Origin of the sequence: Rathayibacter sp. AY1C2 (assembly GCF_002931195.1) — a bacterium.
GTDB lineage: Bacteria > Actinomycetota > Actinomycetes > Actinomycetales > Microbacteriaceae > Rathayibacter.
Genome location: NZ_PSWG01000003.1, coordinates 78,058 through 97,780, shown reverse-complemented (window position 1 = coordinate 97,780; position 19,723 = coordinate 78,058). Strand labels below are relative to the sequence as shown.

Sequence of the window (19,723 nt, the reverse complement as noted above, 5' to 3'; positions counted from 1 at the left end):
CCCGCGGGGAATGCGTGCTCCCCTCCGGAGTCTGGGGCCTCCGCACTCGCTGCGACATCCGTGTCGTTCGTCGTGTCGACGTTTCGCTCATCTCCACGATCGACAACACGATTGAGAAGCAGAACCATGGCTTTCACGACCCGGCGGCGCCGTCCCTCACGGCACCGAGCGCCGTCGCGCCTCGGAATGCGGGCCGTCGTCTTCGCGACGATCGGCGCTCTCCTCGTCGGCTCGTGGGGGCTCGGCGACGTCTCCGCCTCGTCTCCCGCTCAGGCCGCGAACCAGGCGGATCCGGTCGCCGGCGACGCCCCAGCTCCTCTCCCGACGCCCGTCGCACCGACACCGCCGGCAGCCCCCGAGGCCGATCCGGCACCCGCCCCCTCCGCATCTGCCACCTCGGCACCCACTCCGTCAGCGTCCGCCCCGTCGGCACCCGCCGAGGCCGCGGAGTCGCCGAGTGCGACGGCGGAGGAGCCCGCTCAGGACGAGCCCGATCCCGCAGCACCCCGCGGCGCCGCAGAGACGGAGCAGCCCGTCGAGACGGCGCCCGCCGGATCGGCGCCCGCTCCCACGGCGGCCTCGGACGACGATCAGGAGTCGGACCGCGGACCACCCGCGACGGCGCGAGCAGCGGGAGGCTTCTCCACACTCGCCGCCGGCGTCGCCGAGGCCCCGCGACAGGTGTGGACGGAGACCTTCGAGCAGGGTCTGACGACCGCACCGAGCGCGCTCACCGCCTACGCGAACGGCCGCTACACGGCAGCCACCGGCTGGTCGACCGCCACGAACTGCACCGGCGTCCTGGTCAACTACACGGCGCCCTACCCCAACTCCGCCTTCTGCCCGACCCGGCCCCTCCTCACCGTCGGCACGGGATCGTCGGCCGCACGCGAGACCCGCCGCATGGCGGACGTCCTCGGCCAGGTGGCGGCCGGAGTGCCGGGGTCCACCTCCAGTACCGCGCCGGCCAACGGCTCGAACACCGGCACGCAGGCGAACCACGCCCTGGTCGAGTACCCGTACGCCGCCATCACCGGCGGCGCGACCGTCGCCCAGAGCGCCGCGGGGATCGGCGTCTCCGCGCCCGCCGCCCGCTACTACGCCGTCGGCATGAACGCCGCCGGCGGGCAGTGCGGGACGAACAACGCGTCCCTCTCCCTCAACCTGGTCTCGGGCGGGTCCACCGTCCTCACCGGATTCGCGGCACCGGTCGTGCCCTGCGCCGCGACCGGCGGCGTGTTCTACACGTCCCCGACCCTCCCGCTGGTCGGCGGCCTCGGCGCGCTCGTCGATCCCGCGCTCCCCGCCTCCGCCCGCGCCGCCGCCTACACCGGCACGGGCACCGCACTCCTCACTCCGGCGCAGATCGCCGCGGCCCAGGTGCAGCTCGTGAACACGGTCACCGGCACGGGAAGCGCCTTCGCCGTCGACGACCTCCGCGTGCTCGACGTCACCCCCGCGCTCGACGCGGCCTTCACGCAGGCGGTGCCGACCGCGACGGTGCCGACCACGCTGACCTACACGGTCACCAACACCAGCGACCTCCTCGCGAAGGCGGACTGGCGCTTCTCGACCGCTCTCCCGGCCGGCCTCGTCGTGGCCCCGACGCCTGCCGTCGGCGGGTCCTGCACCGACGTCACCGGAACGGCGTTCGCCGTGACCGCGGCCGCCGGGTCCTCCACCGTCTCGACGGTCGGCGGCGACCTCGCCGCGGGCGCGACCTCCTGCACGATCTCGGTGGACGTGGTGGCCGCCGCCGCCGGGACGTACAGCACCGGGACCACGACTCCCACCGGCCTCATCGCCTCCGCCCCCACCTCGGTGACGATCCAGGCCGCGACGACCCTCACCGTCCGGAAGAACCTGCCGGTGCGCAGCGCCACGGGCGACCAGTTCACGCTCTCGGTGCGCAGCGGCACGACCGTCCTCGCGTCGGCGACCACCACGGGCACCGCCACCGGGATCCAGGCCGCGCAGATCAGCCGCCTCACCGTGCAGTCCGGAGCGACGTACACGATCGCCGAGGCGCAGACCGCGGGCGCGGGCCTGGGGTACTCCAACAGCTACGAGTGCTCGCGCGGCGGCACGGTCATCGCCTCCGGAGCATCCGCCGCCGGGTCGATCACGATCCCCAGCGAGGCGGGAGCGGAGGTGCTCTGCACCTTCACGAACACCGTGCAGACGCCGCGCCTGTTCTGCGACACCGGCCGCTTCTACTCCCTCACGGCGGCCGGCGCCCTGCAGCAGGCCGACATCGTCACGGGATCCCTGACCTCGATCGGCAGCTGGTCGGGGACCGCCGAGGCCAACGCGCTCGGCGTCGGCGCGAACGGTGCCTTCGCCTACGCGCTGGACCGCTCGTCCGACGCGACGGACGTCGACGCCGTCCTCAAGTGGACGCCGGAGGCGGGCTTCCAGAGGATCGCGAACAGCGCGTACACGACCGTGGCCGGCGGAGCGCAGGTGACCGGCAGCATCGTCGCCGGCGCGGTCGACCTCCGGACGGGCCGGTACCTGTTCGGCAGCTTCGCGAGCGGCCAGTTCTACATCTGGAGCTTCACCGAGGCCAACCCCGTCGCCACCCGGTTCGCCCTCGTCGGCTCCTTCCCCACCTCCGGAACCCCCAACGGCAACGGCGACATGGCGTTCGACGCTCGCGGCAACCTCTACGTCGTCGGCGCGGGCTCGGTCAACAACGCCAGCAGCGCCGCGATCTTCACCGTGCCGGCCGACGCCCTGGCCGCGGCGACCGGCGGCACCCTCCCGGTGAACACGTCGATCGCGAAGGCCGTGACGGGGACCGACGCCGCCTTCGCCAACATCAACGGCATCGCCTTCTCGCCGCGCGGAACCGTCTACCTCGCCAACGGCGACGTCGCCGCCGCGAACGGCGTTCCCGCCATCCCCGGCAGCGCCTACGAGTTCGACGCCACCACGTGGACCCGTGTCAGCGGCACGCCGCGCGTGAGCGTCAACGCCGTCGACCTCTCCGGCTGCTCCTCGCCGGCCACGATCACCGTGCAGAAGAGCGTGGTCGGGCGCCTGGCCGCGGCGGACCAGTTCCAGCTCACGGCCGCCGCCGGCTCTCCGGCGTCGCCGTTCGCCACGGCCACCACCACCGGCGCCACCACCGGCCGCCAGACCGCGCAGATCGGCCCCTTCCCCACTCCGATCAACAGCACGGTGACGGTCTCGGAGGCGATGGCCGCGGGCTCCGCCTCCCCGATCACCGCCTACACGAGCATCTACGAGTGCTACGCGGACGGCGTGCGGGTGAGCACGGGCTCGAACCCGACCGGGACGGTCACCCTCCCGAACCGGCTCGGCGTCAACGTCACCTGCACCTTCTTCAACTCCCCGCGCCCCGCCTCCACCGTGCGGATCACCAAGACGATCCGGGACGCCTCCGGCACGACCCGCCCCGGCGTGGACTGGACCGTGGGCACGACGGCGACGGCCACCGCGGGCACCGTCGCCCTGCTGCCGGAGCAGTCGCCCCGCCAGCAGACGGACGCCGCGGGCCAGGCCGCCTGGACCGTCCTGTTCGGCACGGAGGCGTCGCGGGCGACGCTCACCGTCTCGGAGGTGCAGCAGACAGGCTTCGCGTTCGTCAGCGGCGCCTGCACGGTCAACGGCACCGCGCGGGCGACCACGTTCTCGCAGTCGGGGACCGTCATCAGCGCGAGCCTCACCGGCATCGCCTCCGCGGCGGTGGTCGAGTGCTCGATCGTGAACCGGCCCACGGCCTCGCTCACGCTCGTGAAGACGGTGAGCTCCGGCAGTGCGCTGCCCAGCGACTTCACGCTCAGCGCCACCGGCCCGACCGGCGCCCTGCCCGGCCCGACCGGCCGCGCGGGCTCGGCGGGCGTGTCGGCTATCCCCGTCACCCCGGGTGTGGCCTACCGGCTCGCCGAGACCGGGGGCCCCGCCACCTCCGTGCAGACCGGACCCTGGCAGTGCCGCACCGACACCGGCGCCGCCCTCACCGTGAGCGCGGCCGGAGACGTGACCCCGACCAACGGAGCCGCCGTCACCTGCACCGTGGACAACGCCAGCGCGACCATCACGCTGGTCAAGCAGGTCCTGCGCCCCCAGACCGGCTTCCGGGCACCCGACTGGCGCGTCACCGCGACGCCCGCCGCACTGGCCGGGGCGACGCTCCCGACCGAGACCCGGGCCGGCGCGGAGTACGTGGCCACGGGCAACCCCGCGAGCACCTTCGAGGTGCGACCGGGCCACGGCTACACGCTGTCGGAGGCGGCGACGGACCCGACCCGTCGCCTCGCCTACCAGGAGCTGCGTCTCGAGCGCCTGACCGGGACGACGTGGTCCCCGGTGGCCTCGCGGACCATCACGGCCCCCACGGCCGGGCAGACAGCGGTCTACCGCTTCGTCAACGCCCCCGTGGACCCCACACGCCTGCCACTGACCGGTGGCGCCAGCACCGACGCGTTTCTCCTGGGCGGGGGGTCGGTGCTCACTCTCGCACTCGGCCTCCTCCTCTGGGAGCGGCGCCGAAGGCTGCGAGGCCCTTCCCGGTGACGCCCCGACCGAGAGCCCCGGCGCTCTCCCGCAGACCCTATCCCGCACACCCTCGACTCCACGACACCAGCACTCACGACCTCAGTAGGAGAGATCACATGTCCCGCACACTCACCAGGCGGCTCGCCGCCGCAGCCGGCGTCCTCGCGCTGAGCGCTGCGGCGGTGTTCACCGCCATCGCGCCGGCGTCAGCGGTCACGCTGCCCGGCAACATCGACACGAGCATCGACCGCACCCTCACCGTGCACAAGCTCGCGCTGAGCTCCAACAACGGCCAGGCGATCGGCACCGGCCAGGAGATCTCGGTCCCCGGTGACCCGCTGCCCGGAGCCGTGTTCACCGCCGCGCGCGTCCAGGGCGTCGACCTCACCACGCCCGACGGCTGGAACCAGGTCGCGAACCTGACCCCGGGCACCGCGGCGACCCGCGTCACCGCCGCCGACACCTTCACCGCCACCAGCGGCACGGACGGCGAGGCCGTGTTCAACAACGGCGCGAGCATGCCGATCGGCCTCTACCTCGTGACCGAGACCCAGCTCCCCGCCGGAGCGACCAACGGCGCGGCGCCGTTCCTTGTCACCCTGCCGTTCCCGACGGGTCCGACCGGTGCGCCGGCGAACCAGTGGATCTACGACGTCCACGTCTACCCCAAGAACGCGGTCACGGAGCTCACCAAGACGCGCGTCCCCGCGGCGGCGAACTCGGTCGAGGCGCGCAACCCCGACCTCATCCGCTGGGCCATCGCCTCGGACGTCCCGGTGCTCGCCGCCGGTGACACGCTGGAGGCGTTCTCCCTCACCGACACGCTGCCCGCCGAGCTGACCTACCTGCCGACCGGCCCGGCCGGCGTCGCGCCCACCGGCATCACGGTGACCAGCGCCGCGGGCACCGCGCCCGCACCTGCGTTCATCGCGAACACCGACTACACGCTCGGCTACGACGCCGCGACCCGGAACGTCACGCTGAACTTCCTGCAGCCCGGCCTCACGAAGCTCCAGGGTCTGCAGGGCGGCGACGTCACGCTCACGGTGCTCACCCGCGCCAACGCCATCCCGGCCAGCGGCATCATCATCAACTCGGCGACGAGCGTCGTGAACGGGGCCACGGAGACGGTCACCGGCAGCACCCCGATCGGTCAGCTGACCGTGTTCGCCTACCAGAACAACGGCGCCAACCGCGTGCCGCTCGCGGGTGCGGTCTACCAGGTGTTCCTCACCGAGAACGACGCCAACCTCGGCCAGAACCCGGTGTTCATCAACGGCAACCAGAACTGGACCACCGGAGCGAACGGCATCGTCGAGATCCCGATCATCACGCCGGGCAACTACTACGTCCGCGAGCTCACCCCGCCCGCCGGATTCCGTCTGCCCACCCCGGCCCAGGTGCTGACCCAGGTCGTCGCCGGACCGAGCTCGGCCACCGCGCCGGTCCAGAACTACGTCGAGTTCCTCCACAACCAGGTGCCGGCGTTCGCCCTGCCCCTCACCGGTGGCGGCGCGCAGTGGTTCACCCTCGGTGGAGGCGCGCTCCTCGCCCTCGCGCTCGGCTCGGGCCTGATCGCCTCGCGCCGCCGCACCACGCTGGCTGCTCAGACCGCCGAGTAACGTCAGACCATGACGAAGTCGAATGCGGGGCACCCGTCGGGTGCCCCGCATTCCTCTGTCTCCAGCCCTTTTCCTCCGCGGAGGCGGATCCACCGCCGGCCGCGCTGGCGGCTGCCGATCGCCCCGCTGGTCATCGCGCTCATCAGCCTCTCGGGGGTGGCGCTGCTGCTGTACCCCGTCGCCGCCAGCTGGCTGAGCGCCGTCGAGCAGGCGCGCGAGATCGACTCGCTCACGCAGGACATCACCGACCTCGGCGCCGAGACCCTCCGGCAGAACCTCGTCGAGGCCCGCGCCTACAACCAGAGCCTCAGCGGTGGCGGCGCGGCCGTCGCCGCGAACGAGCGCCTCCCCCTCGCCGACGACGAGCAGGTCGCCGACCGCGAGCGCTACTCCTCCCTCCTGCGCGGCGACGCCGAGGGACTGATGGCCCGGATCCGGATCCCCGCGATCGACGTGGACCTGCCGATCTTCCACGGCACGAGCGACGCCGTCCTCGAGCGGGGCGTCGGCCACCTCGAGGGCACCGCCCTGCCGGTCGGCGGCCCCTCCACCCACTCGGTGCTCACCGGCCACCGCGGCCTCGCCTCGGCCGAGCTCTTCACCCACCTCGATCGCGTCGACGTCGGCGACACCTTCACCATCGAGGTCTACGGCGAGGTGGTCACCTACCGCGTGCGCGAGACGCTCGTCGTCGAGCCGGAGGACACGCAGAGCCTCCTCGTGCAGCCCGGCCAGGACCTCCTGACCCTCGTCACCTGCACGCCGCTCGGGATCAACACCCACCGCATCCTCGTCACCGGCGAACGCGTGATCCCGACGCCGCAGTCGGATGTGGACGCGGCGGGGGAGTCGCCCGACGTCGCCGGGTTCCCGTGGTGGGCGATCGGAGCCGGAGGCGCTGTGGTGGCAGCCGGGGTGTACGTGTGGTGGGCGGGGCGGCCGGCGCGCGGCGCGTGGGTGCCGGTAGTGGCCGCCGACGAGGAGCGCGACAGAGTTCCTGCGGATCTGTGAGGCGAGGGGGCGCGGATCTCCGCCGTCCTGCTCCGGTCGCCTCGGCCCCGTCCCGTCACCGGGATCGCGGCTGTGCCGGCCTGGTCAGGCGGGCCGCCACTCCTCGAGGAACTCGGCGACCGTCTTCGTCTCGAGGTCGAGCTCGACCTGCCCGAGGAGATAGTGGGGATCGGTGAGATCGGCCTTCACGCGGATGATCTCCGCGCCGGTGTCGAGGCGGAGGACGACGAGATCGTAGGGAGCGAGGAATCCGCTGCCCAGCGCCATGTCAATCGTGAGGCGGAGCCGCCCGAAGCGCCGCAGCTGCAGCTCGGCACGGAGGTGCTCGGCGGCGACCTCGGGGGTGTTGGAGGTGGGGTCGGGCATGGGGGAGACGGTACCGAAGCGGGGGGCCAGACTCCTGGTCACCCACGGCATGGCGGAGTCGCGTCGTAAGGCGCCGTGATGCGGTCAGTCTCGCAGGCCGACCGTCACCGCTCGGCTCTCCGGCGCCTCGATCAGGTTCTTCGCCACCGCAGCGGAGAGGTAGGACGTCGCGACGTGCCGGCGCAGAGTGACGACCGAGGCGAGGGCTCGCACCGCTAGGACGATCGGAGGGAAGCTCGGCCCTGAGGTCAACGAGTCTCCGCCGGCGACGCCGACCTCGGTCATCGGGATCAGCAGAGTCATCGGATCGAGTCGCCCGCCGCCCTGGCCCTTCAGGGGGCCGGACGCTTGATGGAGTTCCGAGACACGCGCCTCGTAGGTGAGGAGCGCGTCCTCGAGCTGCCTGCTGTCGTCCGCCTCGGCGACGGCGAGCCGCACGTCTCGGAGGCCGACGAGGTACCGGGCGAGCGTTTCTGCTTGCTCTGACGGAAGGCCACGATGTCGTCGAAGGTCGCCTCCGGGTGTGGCTCGGGGATGTCGTAGAGCGTGAGGGCGAGAGCACGCTGGTCGGTGGTGTCGTCGATCGCGAACAGCGCCTGCCGGGCCGTCGCGGTCGTGGCCACGCCGTACTGCCAGCCCTTCGCCTGGCAGAGGCGCCGGCCGCAGATCGCGAGGAGCGCGGGGACCAGGTTCTGTCTGGTCGCTCGGAACTGCGAGCTGCTTTCCGTGGCCGGCAGGAGATAGTCGTGCTTGACGAGCCAGCTCTCCAGTTCGTAAGGCAGTTTTCCCGCGAGCAGCCTGTCGGACTTCGCCCAGTCGTCCGTCTTGTAGGTGTAGTAATCCGCGGCGTCCATGCATTCGAGAACGGCGAGGTCTCGATCGAGGTCATCGAGATCGTCGAGGTGAGCGGGGACCCACCATCCCCTGTCTTCCATCTCGATCAGAGTCTCTGTGGGCTCGAATCCATGGGGAGCGATCGTCGAGAACCGCTCGCTCAACAGCAGCGCCTTCTTCATCTCGGTTTCGGGCGGAGCGATCAGCGGGGACAGCAGAAGCGTGTCGCCGAGAGTCCGGTCCATGGGTTCTCCGATCCTTTGCTGGGGCCGACACGAGACCGCTACGCATCCGACGACGGCCGGGAGTGCTCGCACCCGGTTCCGCCCCCGGGTCGCGAGAGTCGATGAACCGCGCCCTCTGACTCCGGGCCGTAGTAGCCCTGAGAGTAGGGGCGATCCGTCGATCGGGAAAGGGCCGATGCCGCCCAGGAGGGTCGCCACTTTAGGAGGAGGGAGACGGAACCCAGCTCGCCAGCGGTGAGTCTTGGACAGCAATCAGAGATCGTCACCTCAGGGAGGTTCTACCCACTCCGCTCGACCCGGTGTGGTCACCTCGACTCGTGCAGAGAAGGTGACCGCACTGGCCCTCGGGTCGCTACCGGACCACCGCACCTGTGGCAGCCGAGGTGCGGACGACGGTGGTGTAGCCCGTCTTCTTGCCGGTGACGGTCACGGTGATCTTCTTGCCGACGGTCGCGCTGGTCAGCTTGTAGGTGGCGGCGGTCGCGCCGCTGATGGCGGTCCCGTTGGCCTTCCACTGGTAGGTCAGCGCGACCGGGGCAGGGCCCCACGCCCCGACATTCGCGGTGAGGGTGGCGGCGACCTTCGCGGTGCCGGTGATGGTCGGAATCGGCGCGGTGAGAGTGCCGAGAACGACCGTTGCTGTGGCGGCCGAGGTGCGGGTCGCACTGGTGTAGCCGGCGCTCGTGCCCACGACCGTCACAGTGATGGTCTTGCCCACGGTGGCGCTCGACGGGCTGTAGGTTCTGCTCGTCGCGCCGGACAGCGCGGTGCCGTTCGCCTTCCACTGGTAGGCGAGGGCCACTGATGACGGACCCCAGGTGCCGGGGTTCGCCGTCAGAGTGGAACCGACTTTGGCGGTCCCGGTGACGGTCGGTGTCGAGGTGGTTAAGGTGCTTGAGCTGACGGCTGCGGTCGCCGCCGAGGTGCGAGCCGTGGTCGTGTATCCGGTCTTGGTCCCGGTCACGGTCACAGTGATCGTCTTTCCGACGGTGCCGCTCGTGGGCGTGTAGGTGCTCGCCGTCGCTCCGGAGAGCGCGGTGCCGTTCGCCTTCCATTGGTAGGCGAGGGCCACGGGAGCGGGACCCCACGTGCCGGTGGTCGCCGTGAGGACCGACCCCACCTTCGCGCTGCCGGTGATCGCCGGGGTGCTGGAGGTGAGGCTGTAGGTCGGCGAGATGCGGACGGAAGCGCTCGATGCCGCTCCGGTCCCGATCGCGGAGATCGCCTTCACGGTGAAGGTGTAGGTCGAGCCGATGGCCAGGTTGGTGAACTCCTGCGACCGGGAGGAGGAGGGCACCACGGTCGTCCAGGAGCCGTTGCCGGCAGCGTCCGTGCCATCACGCGAGACGCGGTAGCCCGTGATCGCCGAGCCGCCGTCGGAGAGGGGAGGCGACCAGCTGAAGGTGGCCGATCGGGCTGAGTCGTTCTTCACGGCCGTGGCGTCGGTCGGCGCCCCCGGTGTCGTAACGCCAGTGACCAGGACGGTGGTGGAAGCAGTCGTGCCGCTGGCAGACGCGGTGATCGCTGGAACACTCAGAGTGTGTCGAACCGGCAGCGAGGTTCGATGCCGATGTCCTTGGCGACTCCGCAGGTGGCTCCACCAATGGTTCCAGCGACATGCGTACCGTGACCAGTGCAGTTCGACTGTGCGTCGTCATCCCCGTCGACGAAGTCCCATCCGCCGTGCACACGCCCGCCGAACTCGATGTGGCTGGCCCGCACCCTTGACGCTGCCCCAGACGTTCCACTGAGGCTCCAACATCACTCCGCAGAAGGGCGAGGCGAAGCCTTCATATTCGTAGACGGGTTGAGAACTACCCCGGCATGGGGCATTCTGCGATATCGAGGTACACGACTTCCGACGCATCCACCGGAGCTCCCGAGCTCGCTCACCGCCGCTGGTGGTGTCTGCGTGGCGCTGCGCTTGGAGCCTCCCGGCTCGGCACGGTCAGCTTAGGTAACGGATGAGGAGAGTGATGGAGTTCACGGAGCGGTTGATCGCGTTGGCGACGAAGGTGCGTCAGCAGAGGGAGATCATCCAGACGGAGGAGGCGACGAAGAACGCGTTCGTGATGCCGTTCATCTCGACGATCCTCGGCTACGACGTGTTTAACCCGCTCGAGGTGGTCCCGGAGTTCATCGCGGACGTGGGGGTGAAGAAGGGCGAGAAGATCGACTACGCGATCGTGCACAACGGTGAGGTGCAGATCTTGATCGAGTGCAAGAAGTCCAGCGAGCCGATCAAGATCGAGCACGCGTCGCAGCTGTACCGGTACTTCGCCGTCACCAACGCGCGCATCGCGATCCTCACCAACGGTGAGCAGTACCAGTTCTTCACCGACCTGGACGCCCCGAATCGGATGGACGCGAAGCCGTTCCTCGTGCTGGATCTGAACGACATCGACGAGACCCTGATCCCGGAGCTGACGAAGCTCACCAAGGACGTGTTCGATCTCGACTCGATCATCAGCGCGGCGGGGGAGCTGAAATACATCGGTCAGATCAAGCGTGCCCTGGCCGGCCAGTTCAGCCAGCCCAGCGACGACTGGGTCAAGTTCTTCACCACCCGGGTTTACGAGGGCGCGTACACGCAAAAGGTGCGGGACCAGTTCACGGCGCTCGTCACGAAGGCGTCCAAGCAGTTCCTCAACGAGCAGGTCAATGAACGCCTCAAAACCGCACTCGGCGCGCCGAACTTCCCCCGCACCGAGGTGATTGCGGCAGAGCAGTCGATCACCAGCCAGGAGGTCGTCGAGGAGGAGCTCGAGGAGCAGAGCGACATCGAGACCACCCTCGAGGAACTCGAGGGGTTCCAGATCATCAAGGCCATCGCGTGCAGTGAGGTGAAGACGCACCGCATCGCGCAACGTGATGCGAAGTCCTACTTCGCGGTGATCCTCGACGACAACAACCGCAAGCCCGTCGCTCGTCTGCACTTCAACCGCAAGCAGAAATACCTGGGCACCTTCGACGATGCGAAAGTCGAGACCCGTCACCCGATTACCACCCTCGACGAGATCTACGACCACGCCCAGACCATCCGAGACACCGTCCGCGGCTACGCCTGACCGATCACCAGCCATGCAGTGTGGTGACGAGTGGTGGCAGTGTTTACGACGAAGGGGTGTCGTTGTTAGGGGCGCTTGGTCAAGATCTGAGTGACGTCCTCCAGGTCGCGCACCCGGGCTGCAGTGGGCTGGCTGCGTAGGTCGATCAACTCGAAAATGCGGGTGAGGTCATCACCGAGATGCCGGTTGACGATCGGCTCATGATGAGCAATGCGGTTGCGCAACTGCCGGATGGCGTCTAGAACGGTATACACACGTTCGCGCACGCTTGCCGCCGCTGAGGAGTCGGCGTGCGGGAGAGCTGCCGTGATGTGGGGACTCCACAGGCGGGTGTCGTGCCGGGCCGTGAACAGGTTCGGTCAGAACGCGAACTTCAGCTCTGCGATGACCTTCCCGATGTTCCGCAGTCTCGGGCGCGTCTGAACGAGCTCCTCTCGAGCGCGCGGAAGTTGCGTTGCGGGGCGGCAAGACTTCCTGTGAAGGACGTGTCCCAGTGCCAGTCAGGACCGTAGACGGGCTCGAGGCCGTCGGCAACCGTGTTCCGGGTCGTCACCTCGGCGAAGTGCGCCGGCAGCATAGACGCTACGGAAATGCGGGCGTTCCAACCGTACAGCTGCACGGCCCGCACGGTGTCGCCATCCGTGGTTGCCAATCAGGTCGCTGAACGAGCGGTGCTAAGCGCCGCGCGCACAGCCGGTTCATCGGATTGACTGGCCACAGGCATCGTGCCGAAGCTCCACTGCTAGTACGAGCCGTGGGACTCGCGGGCTTCCGAGCCTCCCCTCGCGGACAGACGATGTTGAGGGTCTCATCCTGCGGGGTGAGATCCTCTTCTTCGTCCAGGGACTACTCTTTTTCGTTCGTCTGGGGCGCGATCATCGCGCGATGCATCTTAAGCGCCGATCGAGATCGAGCCGACCACGCGTGATCGTGGCGGCATCATTCGTTCAACGAACTGATAGCCCATTCGACTAGTGCAAGAGCGCGTCCTCGCGTCAAGTTGTCGCTGACCACATCGTGGTAGCGAAGTTGTCGCAGGCTGTAAGCCGCGACAACGGCAGCCAGCTCACGCGGCGATCGTTGCCGATCAGCCAACCATTCGGCCACTGTCTCAAAATAGCCGAGAGCGTCACAATCTACCCAAAATTCAGCGGTTAAGAACAAACGACACTGATCGACCGAGGGCCACGTTGCTTTTGACCGAACTGAATCGCGATGAAAAATCGGACCGAGAAGTAATGATATCCCGTCTACAAGTTCGCTTCCTGTTGTTTGACTATCGAAATCGATGATCACAGGATGGCCGTCTTGGACAAGTACGTTTCCCGGATGAAGATCGCCATGTTGCGCGGAGCGCGTTGTAAGAGCAATTTTAGAACCTAGAGGCAGGGTCAAGCCGAAGGAGGCCGCTCGATTCCGAGCGCCATCCCACGCTAGATAGGCTTCCCCGACTTCCTGCACGGGAATGTTCACTGGCTGACCGCCGACCATTTCGCTTAACCCGCGGGTCACTACGCCCACTACTGCACTTGCAGACTCCGGGTCACTTGCCAGCAAATCGAGTAACGAGATGGGATCGCCGCCCGCAAGCTGTTGGGCGGTTGCAATTCGCCCTCCGCAGAAGCCTTGCACTATTACCATGGTGCCAGCGGTCAGATGCGCGGGGCACAGCGCTTGGAAGCCTCCCGCCGCTGGCAATTTTGATTGTTCTTTTGCGACGACTCGTGCAGACGGACCTTCAGGTCCTTCAATATTACATAGCCATACTTTCGCCTCCGTAAGACCTCCCTTGAGCGGCGTCACGCCAACAGATAATCCAGCAAATTCAACAGCAACCCTCCGCACTAAGCGCTTCTCAAATTCATTAAGCGAGGTTTCAGTCAAAATCTGAATATCATCGAGCGTGGATACGATTTGGTATACCTTTCGGGCGTATTCATCGAACTCGATCGACTGCGCCTTGCCGAAAAGACGAACTCGATCCAGCTGAATGGACCCATTGGCCATAGCAATATTTCCGCGATCGGCATACACAAATTGGGAATGCTCGAATCCAGTATGTCCGCTAAACACAATTGATACTAAATCAGGATGCTGCAAAAGCATTGAGTCTAGTAACTCGTCACCGACCGAGTCGCTCGGTTCGTCCCCGACGACCTTTGGTAAACGCCTGTCAAGAACGAGTAGATCGACTAGGGTACCGGACGTGGCGTCGCCGGCGAGCGCTGACACTGCGTCTTCGTAGTGAAAGACCTGAAAGCCTATCTCCTCGAGCGCAGAGCGAGTGGCGTCGGCCGTCGCAAGCTCGTCTTCAACCAAAATTGCCTTCAGTCTAACCATGGTAGCGAGCACCTCGAATGGCAAACATCGCAGTCCCGCCCGATGCATTGAGTGTCACGGAATATTCGAGACGCTTAGCTGCGAGGTGCATAGCAGTCACTCCAAGTCCCTTGTGTTTCGGCTTCGAGGACAAACCGGAACGCGCAACCACTTCGGAGTCGAACGTTTGTCCCGCAAAGTTGTTGCGTATCGCGACGGAGAAGTCTCGATCGGTAACGCTGCTAGATACCCAAACTGAACCGTTTGGAACTTGATCAGCGGCTTCGCGCGCGTTGAGGAGCGCGTTACCCAGGATTATCGAAAGCAGTCCAGGGTCGGTGTCTATTTGGTCCGAATCGGACGACAGCTCGAAGTCATCCTGCCGGAATGCCTCTGGTGTTGATTGGCGGATTACGGCATTAAGAGACACGCGCTCCCATTTTGGAAATCGATGAGCTGACGTAAGTGTCTCAAGGCCTCGCAACCTCAGGCGCAAAAGTTCAATATACCTGAACGTTTCGCTTTCCGCATAGTTGATACCAAGATCTCGAGCCGCACTTCGCCGAAGAAAACCTATCGACGGCTCAGTTTCGTGTCGAATAAGCCCTGCGAGCGAATCCAGTATAGCCAGTAGCTCAGGCTGTGGGTCGTTTATCTGACTCCCCTGCCGCGATATCTCCGCATTAGGACTAATGTGCTCGCACGCGTCTACTAGCATCCGACGCACCAGAGGAACGCTTTCGGAGTTTATAGCCTGCATTAGTGTGTGTCGATGATTTTCTGTAGCAAACTCCAGGAACCACTGTGCTGCCCGGGTTCGATCGTAAGGTGCCGAGCTTAGAAGGAGTTCAGTTGCACGCTGCTCAGAAAGATTCTTCATGCTCACCATAGAAACTTGCCCGCTTCTGGAAGGCGTCGCGCCCGCCCTCCATCAACCGAGTGATTGTGCTTACGATCGCAGCTGTGTCAAAGCTGCCTTCGGTTTCAATAAATCCCCTCACGCCATCGCTTTCCATAGATAGAACTTGATCAGCTGATCCCAAGACAGGAATGTTTGCGTTATGTGTCGCCACAATTGTTTGAGCTCCTGATGCACGCCGACGAGTCAGCGCGCTGACAACGTTGCCGACTAGGTAAGCATTGTCGAGGTGGTCTTCGGGCTGGTCCAAGATCAGAATGCGTGATAGTTCTGTTAACACGATCGGTAGGGTTACTGCGCACTTTTGTCCTGTCGATAGCTCGTCTACGCTTTTGTCAACGGTGCCATCATGAAGCCTGAAGTCAACCTTATCTTCTAGGGTCGCAGATGCGATCTCATTTATGAGATCTGCGTTGCCGAGATGCGCGATCACGCGGACGGCTCTGTCCTCGGGCATTCCGGTGGCCAGAGCGAGCGATTTGCTATCCGAAGACTCTACATAGTTGAGAAGCTGACGCGGCAAAAGCGCACGCGACATGACATCAGCAATCGCTCGATATTGTAAACCTGAGCCCTGGAGTGTGCCGAGTAGAATATCTCGAAAGCTCGTGTTGTCCGCGAGATGCTCGACCTGAACGATGACGCGGCTTCTCAAGTCGGATGACACTTGGCTTGCAATTTGCTGACGAGCTTGAAACAAACCTTCCTGCCAGTCGCTAAATTCGTCGAAAATCTCGTCGCGCGCCGATTCCGAAATCTGAACCTGGCGAGTTAGAACCTCGCGTTGAGCGGCTAGACGCCTAAGTTCTGCGAGTTCAGAATCGATATTGCGGATTCGTGCTGTCACCTGACCGAGACCGGTCTCGGCGGCTTCTAGTCCGCTTCGAAGCGGCTCGGCTTGTAGTTGCAGCGCTACTTGGCGTTCTTCTAAAGTGTTTTCGAAAATCGAAAGGTCGTCTAACAGCCCAGACATACTTTCCTGAATCTGTGCAAGATGTGGGCGCATGTCTGCCAGTCGAGGTTCGATAATTGCAGATAGTGCTACTCCACCTTCGACTTCCGAAAGAGTCATAAGCGCTTCTTGAAGTGTTATCGAGGTTTGAATGACTCGAGTTGATACCCCAGATGTCGCTTTAGCGGATTCTAATTGTGTTGACAGGCGAATGACTTCGTTTTCGATGACCCGCAGTGTGTCTCGCTGATTTGTAAGTTGCTGATCAACTTGTGCGAGAAATTCTGCTTCGCGGAGTATCGCCGCCTCACGTTCTTCCTGCAGAATCGGTAGTCGCGCCTGACTTGCCGCGAGGCCGTCGGCTTCGGTGCGCGCCCTTGCAATCTCTCGGGTAAGAGAGACGGCATTGAGCATCGACGGTGCGTCGGCATCAACCGAAGCGCGGAGATCGATGAGGTGTAATCTGCTAGCAGAATTAGACGCAATCTGCTCTAGTTCGTTCTGCCCCAACGCAAGTGCGGCAGTTGACGTCTGTGGGGATCTTCCTTTACCTCGTGCGTCGACTACTATGTGCCGAGATTCTAAGCCGTTCTGCATTTCTAGGATGACTTCGCCTGCGCCGAGTAGATTAGTGATCAGTGCTTGATGCCGTTTGGCCGCAGCCGCATCTGCGTGTTCAATGCCGAGTGCGTGCCTGATGAGTTCGAGGAGGGTCGTTTTCCCAGCGCCTCGTGGCCCGATGACAACGTTCAGTCCTTCGCGGAGTTCCACGTCGAGGCCTGCCAGGAACCCGCCGTTGACTCGTACCCTAGATATCCACATAGCACCATCTTGGCCCTTTTGCGCGGGTTGCGCGTTCCAAGATCAGAGATCGCTGGGGACCAGGGCAGCGGACGCATGGTCGTCCGAATCCTAGCCTCCGAGGCGACGCGGGCGCTGGAGGACGTGGGCAGCCGTCGGGACGGAGCAGGTCGGCCGACTCCTGTGGTGTCATTCGTGCGTGGGGACCCTCTGAGAGGCGGGCGGGCGTGTTGCCCCGGGCTTTGAACATCGGCACGCCTAGGTCGTGCCGTGATCTACCTGCTCACTCCCATATTCATCGAGGGGTGCTCAGGTTTGAAGTCCTGCCTCCACAGCTGTGTCTGGCGCGACCGGAGCAACGGTTGTGCTGACAATCTTGGGGTTTCTGGGGCACGCCGTCGCCTCGCAGGCAGAGCTCCGACGCTCGCCCGATTCCGGGCGCGAGTTCGTCTCGGGAAGGTGTCTCGGTGCAAAATGTCTCGCTCTGCGTCCGTGCAGGCGTTCCGAGGTGGAGCGGTGCCACAACGGGTTGGTCCTGACGCACGAATGGCCGTTCGTTGCGGTCAGCTCTAGCCCACCGCGCTGGGCTCTACAGGCTGCGCGAACGGCACGTCTCCGGCGACCTCACGGCGGGGAAACAGTTTTCGATGCATCGATTCGGGATGATGATGCTCCTCGAGTGCCCGAGGGCGGAGGCGCCGCCGTCGGCTGGCGCACCGTCCGACCTCGTGCGATCCCGGCTCGTTGTGCTCACTACTGGTGACCCGGAGAGGAAGCGCGGCTCCGTGCGATTGGGTCGCGAGGTGGATCGCGAGCGTCAATCTGCCTTTGCCCGAATGTGAGCGCCCATCACTGCGCGTCCCCTCACCCCACTACTTCCGCCGGTTCAGCACCTTCGTACCCACCCCCGCGATCGCCGCTCCCACGATCGGCGCCACCAGGAACACCCACACCTGCCCCAGCGCATCCGGCCCCGCGAACACCGCGGCAGCGATCGACCGCGCCGGGTTCACCGACGTGTTGCTCACCGGGATGCTGATCAGGTGCACGAGTGTCAGCGTGAAGCCGATGGCGAGCGGCGCGACGGCCTTGTACTCGCTCTTGGCGGTGACGGAGAGGATGACGGCGACGAAGACGGCGGTCAGGACGATCTCGGTCAGCAGGACCGCGCCGAGGCCGAAGCCGCCGGGGGAGGCGGCGCCGTAACCGTTGGAGGCGAAGCCGGAGTCGCGGGCGGCGGCGAGGTAGCCGGTGGGGCCGTCGGCGGCGACGAGGAAGACCATTGCGGCTCCGACGAGACCGCCGAGGATCTGGCTGACGATGTAGCCGGGGATGTGCTTCCACTCGGTGCGGCCCGCGATGGCGAGGCCGATGCTGACGGCGGGGTTGAAGTGGCCGCCGGAGATGTGACCGACGGCGTAGATGCCGGCCATCACGGTGAGGCCGAAGGCGAGGGCGACGCCGAGGAAGCCGACTCCGAGCGCGTTGCCGGAGTCGGGGAAGGCGGAGGCGAACACCGCGGTGCCGACGCCGCCGGCGACCAGGAGGAAGGTGCCGAACGCCTCCGACGCGTAGCGCGCTCCGGCCGAGTACTGCTCGGCGTGCTCGGTGCGCTGCTCGCTCGTGGTGCGGCTGGCGGTGTGGGGGCGGGCCATGATCGTTCTCTCTCTCGGGGTCGGGGGAGTGCCTGCGGGGTCACCGGGCACCGGGACACTCCAGCACCCGGCAGGCGGGCCGGAGCCGGGACGAGGAGGGCTCTCAGACTCCGTCGCTCGACGGTTCCGTGAGCGGCCTGGAGCCACTCGCTCGGCGGCCATCCCGGGCGCCCATGCACAGGCGTCCGACACCGTAGCGACCGGCCGACGCCTGCACGTCCCAGCACCGGGGACAGGCGGGAAACAGGCTCCAGGTGGCACGAGCAACGCCTCACCCACCTCCCTCTTCTCCTCCGCCCGCCTCCCTGCTACGGTGCTCTGAACCGGTTTACAAAACCGGTTCAGACGCGGCGACGAGCGAAGGAGCTCCCATGGCGGGCAGACCGACGATCCTCGACGTCGCGCGCGAGGCCGGCGTGAGCAAGGCGCTCGTCTCGTTCGCGCTCAACGACCGGCCGGGCGTCTCGCCCGACTCCCGCGAGCGGATCCTCCGCGTCGCCGCCGAGCTCGGCTACCGGCCCAGCCTCACCGCCCGCTCCCTCTCCACCAGCGTCTCGTTCGCGGTGGGCCTCGTCGTGGCGCGCGACCCGGCGGTCATCGCGGCCGACCCGTTCTTCCCCTCCTTCATCTCTGGGGTCGAGCGGGTGCTCGCCGAGCGCGGCCGGGTGCTGGTGCTCAGCGTCGTCGACCCGGGCGCCTCCGAGGAGGCCGTCTACCGCACGCTCGCGGCCGACCGCCGCGTCGACGGCGTGTTCCTCACCGACCTCCGGCAGGACGACTCCCGACCGGCGCTGCTCGCCGAGCTCCAGATCCCGGCCGTCACGCTCGGGCGACTCGAGGGCTCCTTCTCGCCCGCCGTCGTGATGGACGACTCGGCCGGCATCGCCGACGCCGTCCGGCACCTGGCGGAGCTCGGCCACCGCCGCATCGCCCATGTCGCGGGGCCGGACCACCTCCTCCACTCCTCCCGCCGCCGCGAGGCCTTCACAGAAGCCTGCACGGTGGTGGGACTCGAACCCACCACCCCCATCGCCACCGACTTCAGCGCCGAGCAGGGCGCAGCGGCCACGGAGCGGCTCCTCGACGGCCCGACCCCGCCCACCGCGATCGTCTTCGGCAACGACCCGATGGCCATCGCCGGCCTCGGCGTTGCGCACGCCCGCGGCCTCCGGCTCCCCGACGACCTCTCGATCACGGGCTTCGACGACTCCGAGATCGCCGCCCACGTCTACCCGTCGCTGACCTCGGCCCGCACGCGCCCCGCGCGCTGGGGCGAGGAGGCCGCCCGCACGCTGCTCGACCTCATCGAGTCCGGCAGCGCCCCCGACGTCGACCTCGAGCCCGCCGGGCTCGTGGTGCGCCACTCGACCGCTCCTCCGCGGCCGTCGACCCACTGAAGACGCGTGC

Annotated in this window: 14 protein-coding genes; 5 read left to right on the top strand and 9 right to left on the bottom strand. The window is 66.6% G+C overall.

What is annotated here, in order from left to right; genetic code table 11:
* The first annotated feature begins 126 nt into the window (after window positions 1–126).
* The 3 genes from C5C55_RS16465 (at window position 127) to C5C55_RS03685 (ending at window position 7,157) form a co-directional block, all read left to right on the top strand.
* A complete protein-coding gene (locus tag C5C55_RS16465) occupies window positions 127–4,542 on the top strand; it encodes an LPXTG cell wall anchor domain-containing protein (protein WP_181067764.1) in 4,416 nt (1,471 codons plus the stop codon).
* Window positions 4,543–4,640: 98 nt separating this feature from the next.
* Window positions 4,641–6,146, top strand: a complete 1,506-nt coding sequence (locus tag C5C55_RS03690) for a SpaH/EbpB family LPXTG-anchored major pilin (RefSeq protein WP_104232959.1) — start codon at window positions 4,641–4,643, stop codon at window positions 6,144–6,146.
* A 9-nt stretch (window positions 6,147–6,155) separates the two neighbouring features.
* Window positions 6,156–7,157, top strand: coding sequence for a class C sortase (locus C5C55_RS03685; protein WP_219812984.1), 1,002 nt, complete (start codon window positions 6,156–6,158; stop codon window positions 7,155–7,157).
* 84 nt (window positions 7,158–7,241) lie between these two features.
* Here C5C55_RS03685 and C5C55_RS03680 read toward each other — a convergent pair whose 3' ends face one another.
* The 4 genes from C5C55_RS03680 to C5C55_RS03665 form a co-directional block, all read right to left on the bottom strand.
* Window positions 7,242–7,523: a hypothetical protein gene (locus C5C55_RS03680; protein WP_104232958.1), complete on the bottom strand. Its 282-nt coding sequence runs from the start codon at window positions 7,521–7,523 to the stop codon at window positions 7,242–7,244.
* Window positions 7,524–7,607: 84 nt separating this feature from the next.
* Window positions 7,608–7,826, bottom strand: a complete 219-nt coding sequence (locus C5C55_RS03675; protein ID WP_104232957.1) for a hypothetical protein — start codon at window positions 7,824–7,826, stop codon at window positions 7,608–7,610.
* Window positions 7,827–7,855: 29 nt separating this feature from the next.
* Window positions 7,856–8,602 (bottom strand): hypothetical protein, encoded by a 747-nt coding sequence (locus C5C55_RS03670; protein ID WP_104232956.1) that lies wholly within the window; start codon window positions 8,600–8,602, stop codon window positions 7,856–7,858.
* Between the two features lie 352 nt (window positions 8,603–8,954).
* A complete protein-coding gene (locus C5C55_RS03665) occupies window positions 8,955–10,082 on the bottom strand; it encodes a fibronectin type III domain-containing protein (protein ID WP_258072492.1) in 1,128 nt (375 codons plus the stop codon).
* Between the two features lie 496 nt (window positions 10,083–10,578).
* Between C5C55_RS03665 and C5C55_RS03655 the strand changes: the two genes are divergently transcribed.
* On the top strand, window positions 10,579–11,670 hold the full coding sequence (locus C5C55_RS03655; protein ID WP_104232954.1) for a type I restriction endonuclease: 1,092 nt from the start codon (window positions 10,579–10,581) through the stop codon (window positions 11,668–11,670).
* Window positions 11,671–11,735: 65 nt separating this feature from the next.
* Here C5C55_RS03655 and C5C55_RS16460 read toward each other — a convergent pair whose 3' ends face one another.
* The 5 genes from C5C55_RS16460 to aqpZ all read right to left on the bottom strand — a co-directional run bounded on the left by C5C55_RS16460 (window position 11,736) and on the right by aqpZ (window position 18,316).
* Entirely contained in the window at window positions 11,736–11,936 is a 201-nt protein-coding gene (locus tag C5C55_RS16460) for a hypothetical protein (protein ID WP_181067762.1), read from the bottom strand.
* A 673-nt stretch (window positions 11,937–12,609) separates the two neighbouring features.
* Window positions 12,610–14,010, bottom strand: coding sequence for a response regulator (locus tag C5C55_RS03645; RefSeq protein ID WP_181067761.1), 1,401 nt, complete (start codon window positions 14,008–14,010; stop codon window positions 12,610–12,612).
* A complete protein-coding gene (locus C5C55_RS17005) occupies window positions 14,003–14,707 on the bottom strand; it encodes a GHKL domain-containing protein (RefSeq protein ID WP_374954229.1) in 705 nt (234 codons plus the stop codon). Before C5C55_RS17005 ends, C5C55_RS03645 begins: the two co-directional genes overlap by 8 nt.
* 145 nt (window positions 14,708–14,852) lie before the next feature.
* Window positions 14,853–16,631 (bottom strand): AAA family ATPase, encoded by a 1,779-nt coding sequence (locus tag C5C55_RS03635; protein WP_181067759.1) that lies wholly within the window; start codon window positions 16,629–16,631, stop codon window positions 14,853–14,855.
* Window positions 16,632–17,533: 902 nt separating this feature from the next.
* A complete protein-coding gene (gene aqpZ / locus C5C55_RS03630) occupies window positions 17,534–18,316 on the bottom strand; it encodes an aquaporin Z (RefSeq protein ID WP_104232949.1) in 783 nt (260 codons plus the stop codon).
* Between the two features lie 371 nt (window positions 18,317–18,687).
* Between aqpZ and C5C55_RS03625 the strand changes: the two genes are divergently transcribed.
* Window positions 18,688–19,713 (top strand): LacI family DNA-binding transcriptional regulator, encoded by a 1,026-nt coding sequence (locus C5C55_RS03625; RefSeq protein ID WP_104232948.1) that lies wholly within the window; start codon window positions 18,688–18,690, stop codon window positions 19,711–19,713.
* The last annotated feature ends 10 nt before the right edge of the window (window positions 19,714–19,723 follow it).

What these genes read in the sequence shown, in the direction of transcription:
- C5C55_RS17005 (WP_374954229.1), bottom strand. Translation starts at nt 14,707, where the DNA reads ATGCTAGTAGACGCGTGCGAGCACATTAGTCCTAATGCGGAGATATCG.
- C5C55_RS03645 (WP_181067761.1), bottom strand. Translation starts at nt 14,010, where the DNA reads ATGGTTAGACTGAAGGCAATTTTGGTTGAAGACGAGCTTGCGACGGCC.
- C5C55_RS03680 (WP_104232958.1), bottom strand. Translation starts at nt 7,523, where the DNA reads ATGCCCGACCCCACCTCCAACACCCCCGAGGTCGCCGCCGAGCACCTC.
- C5C55_RS03685 (WP_219812984.1), top strand. Translation starts at nt 6,156, where the DNA reads ATGACGAAGTCGAATGCGGGGCACCCGTCGGGTGCCCCGCATTCCTCT.
- C5C55_RS03670 (WP_104232956.1), bottom strand. Translation starts at nt 8,602, where the DNA reads ATGGACCGGACTCTCGGCGACACGCTTCTGCTGTCCCCGCTGATCGCT.
- aqpZ (WP_104232949.1), bottom strand. Translation starts at nt 18,316, where the DNA reads ATGGCCCGCCCCCACACCGCCAGCCGCACCACGAGCGAGCAGCGCACC.
- C5C55_RS03655 (WP_104232954.1), top strand. Translation starts at nt 10,579, where the DNA reads ATGGAGTTCACGGAGCGGTTGATCGCGTTGGCGACGAAGGTGCGTCAG.
- C5C55_RS03675 (WP_104232957.1), bottom strand. Translation starts at nt 7,826, where the DNA reads ATGACTCTGCTGATCCCGATGACCGAGGTCGGCGTCGCCGGCGGAGAC.
- C5C55_RS03690 (WP_104232959.1), top strand. Translation starts at nt 4,641, where the DNA reads ATGTCCCGCACACTCACCAGGCGGCTCGCCGCCGCAGCCGGCGTCCTC.
- C5C55_RS16465 (WP_181067764.1), top strand. Translation starts at nt 127, where the DNA reads ATGGCTTTCACGACCCGGCGGCGCCGTCCCTCACGGCACCGAGCGCCG.
- C5C55_RS03625 (WP_104232948.1), top strand. Translation starts at nt 18,688, where the DNA reads ATGGCGGGCAGACCGACGATCCTCGACGTCGCGCGCGAGGCCGGCGTG.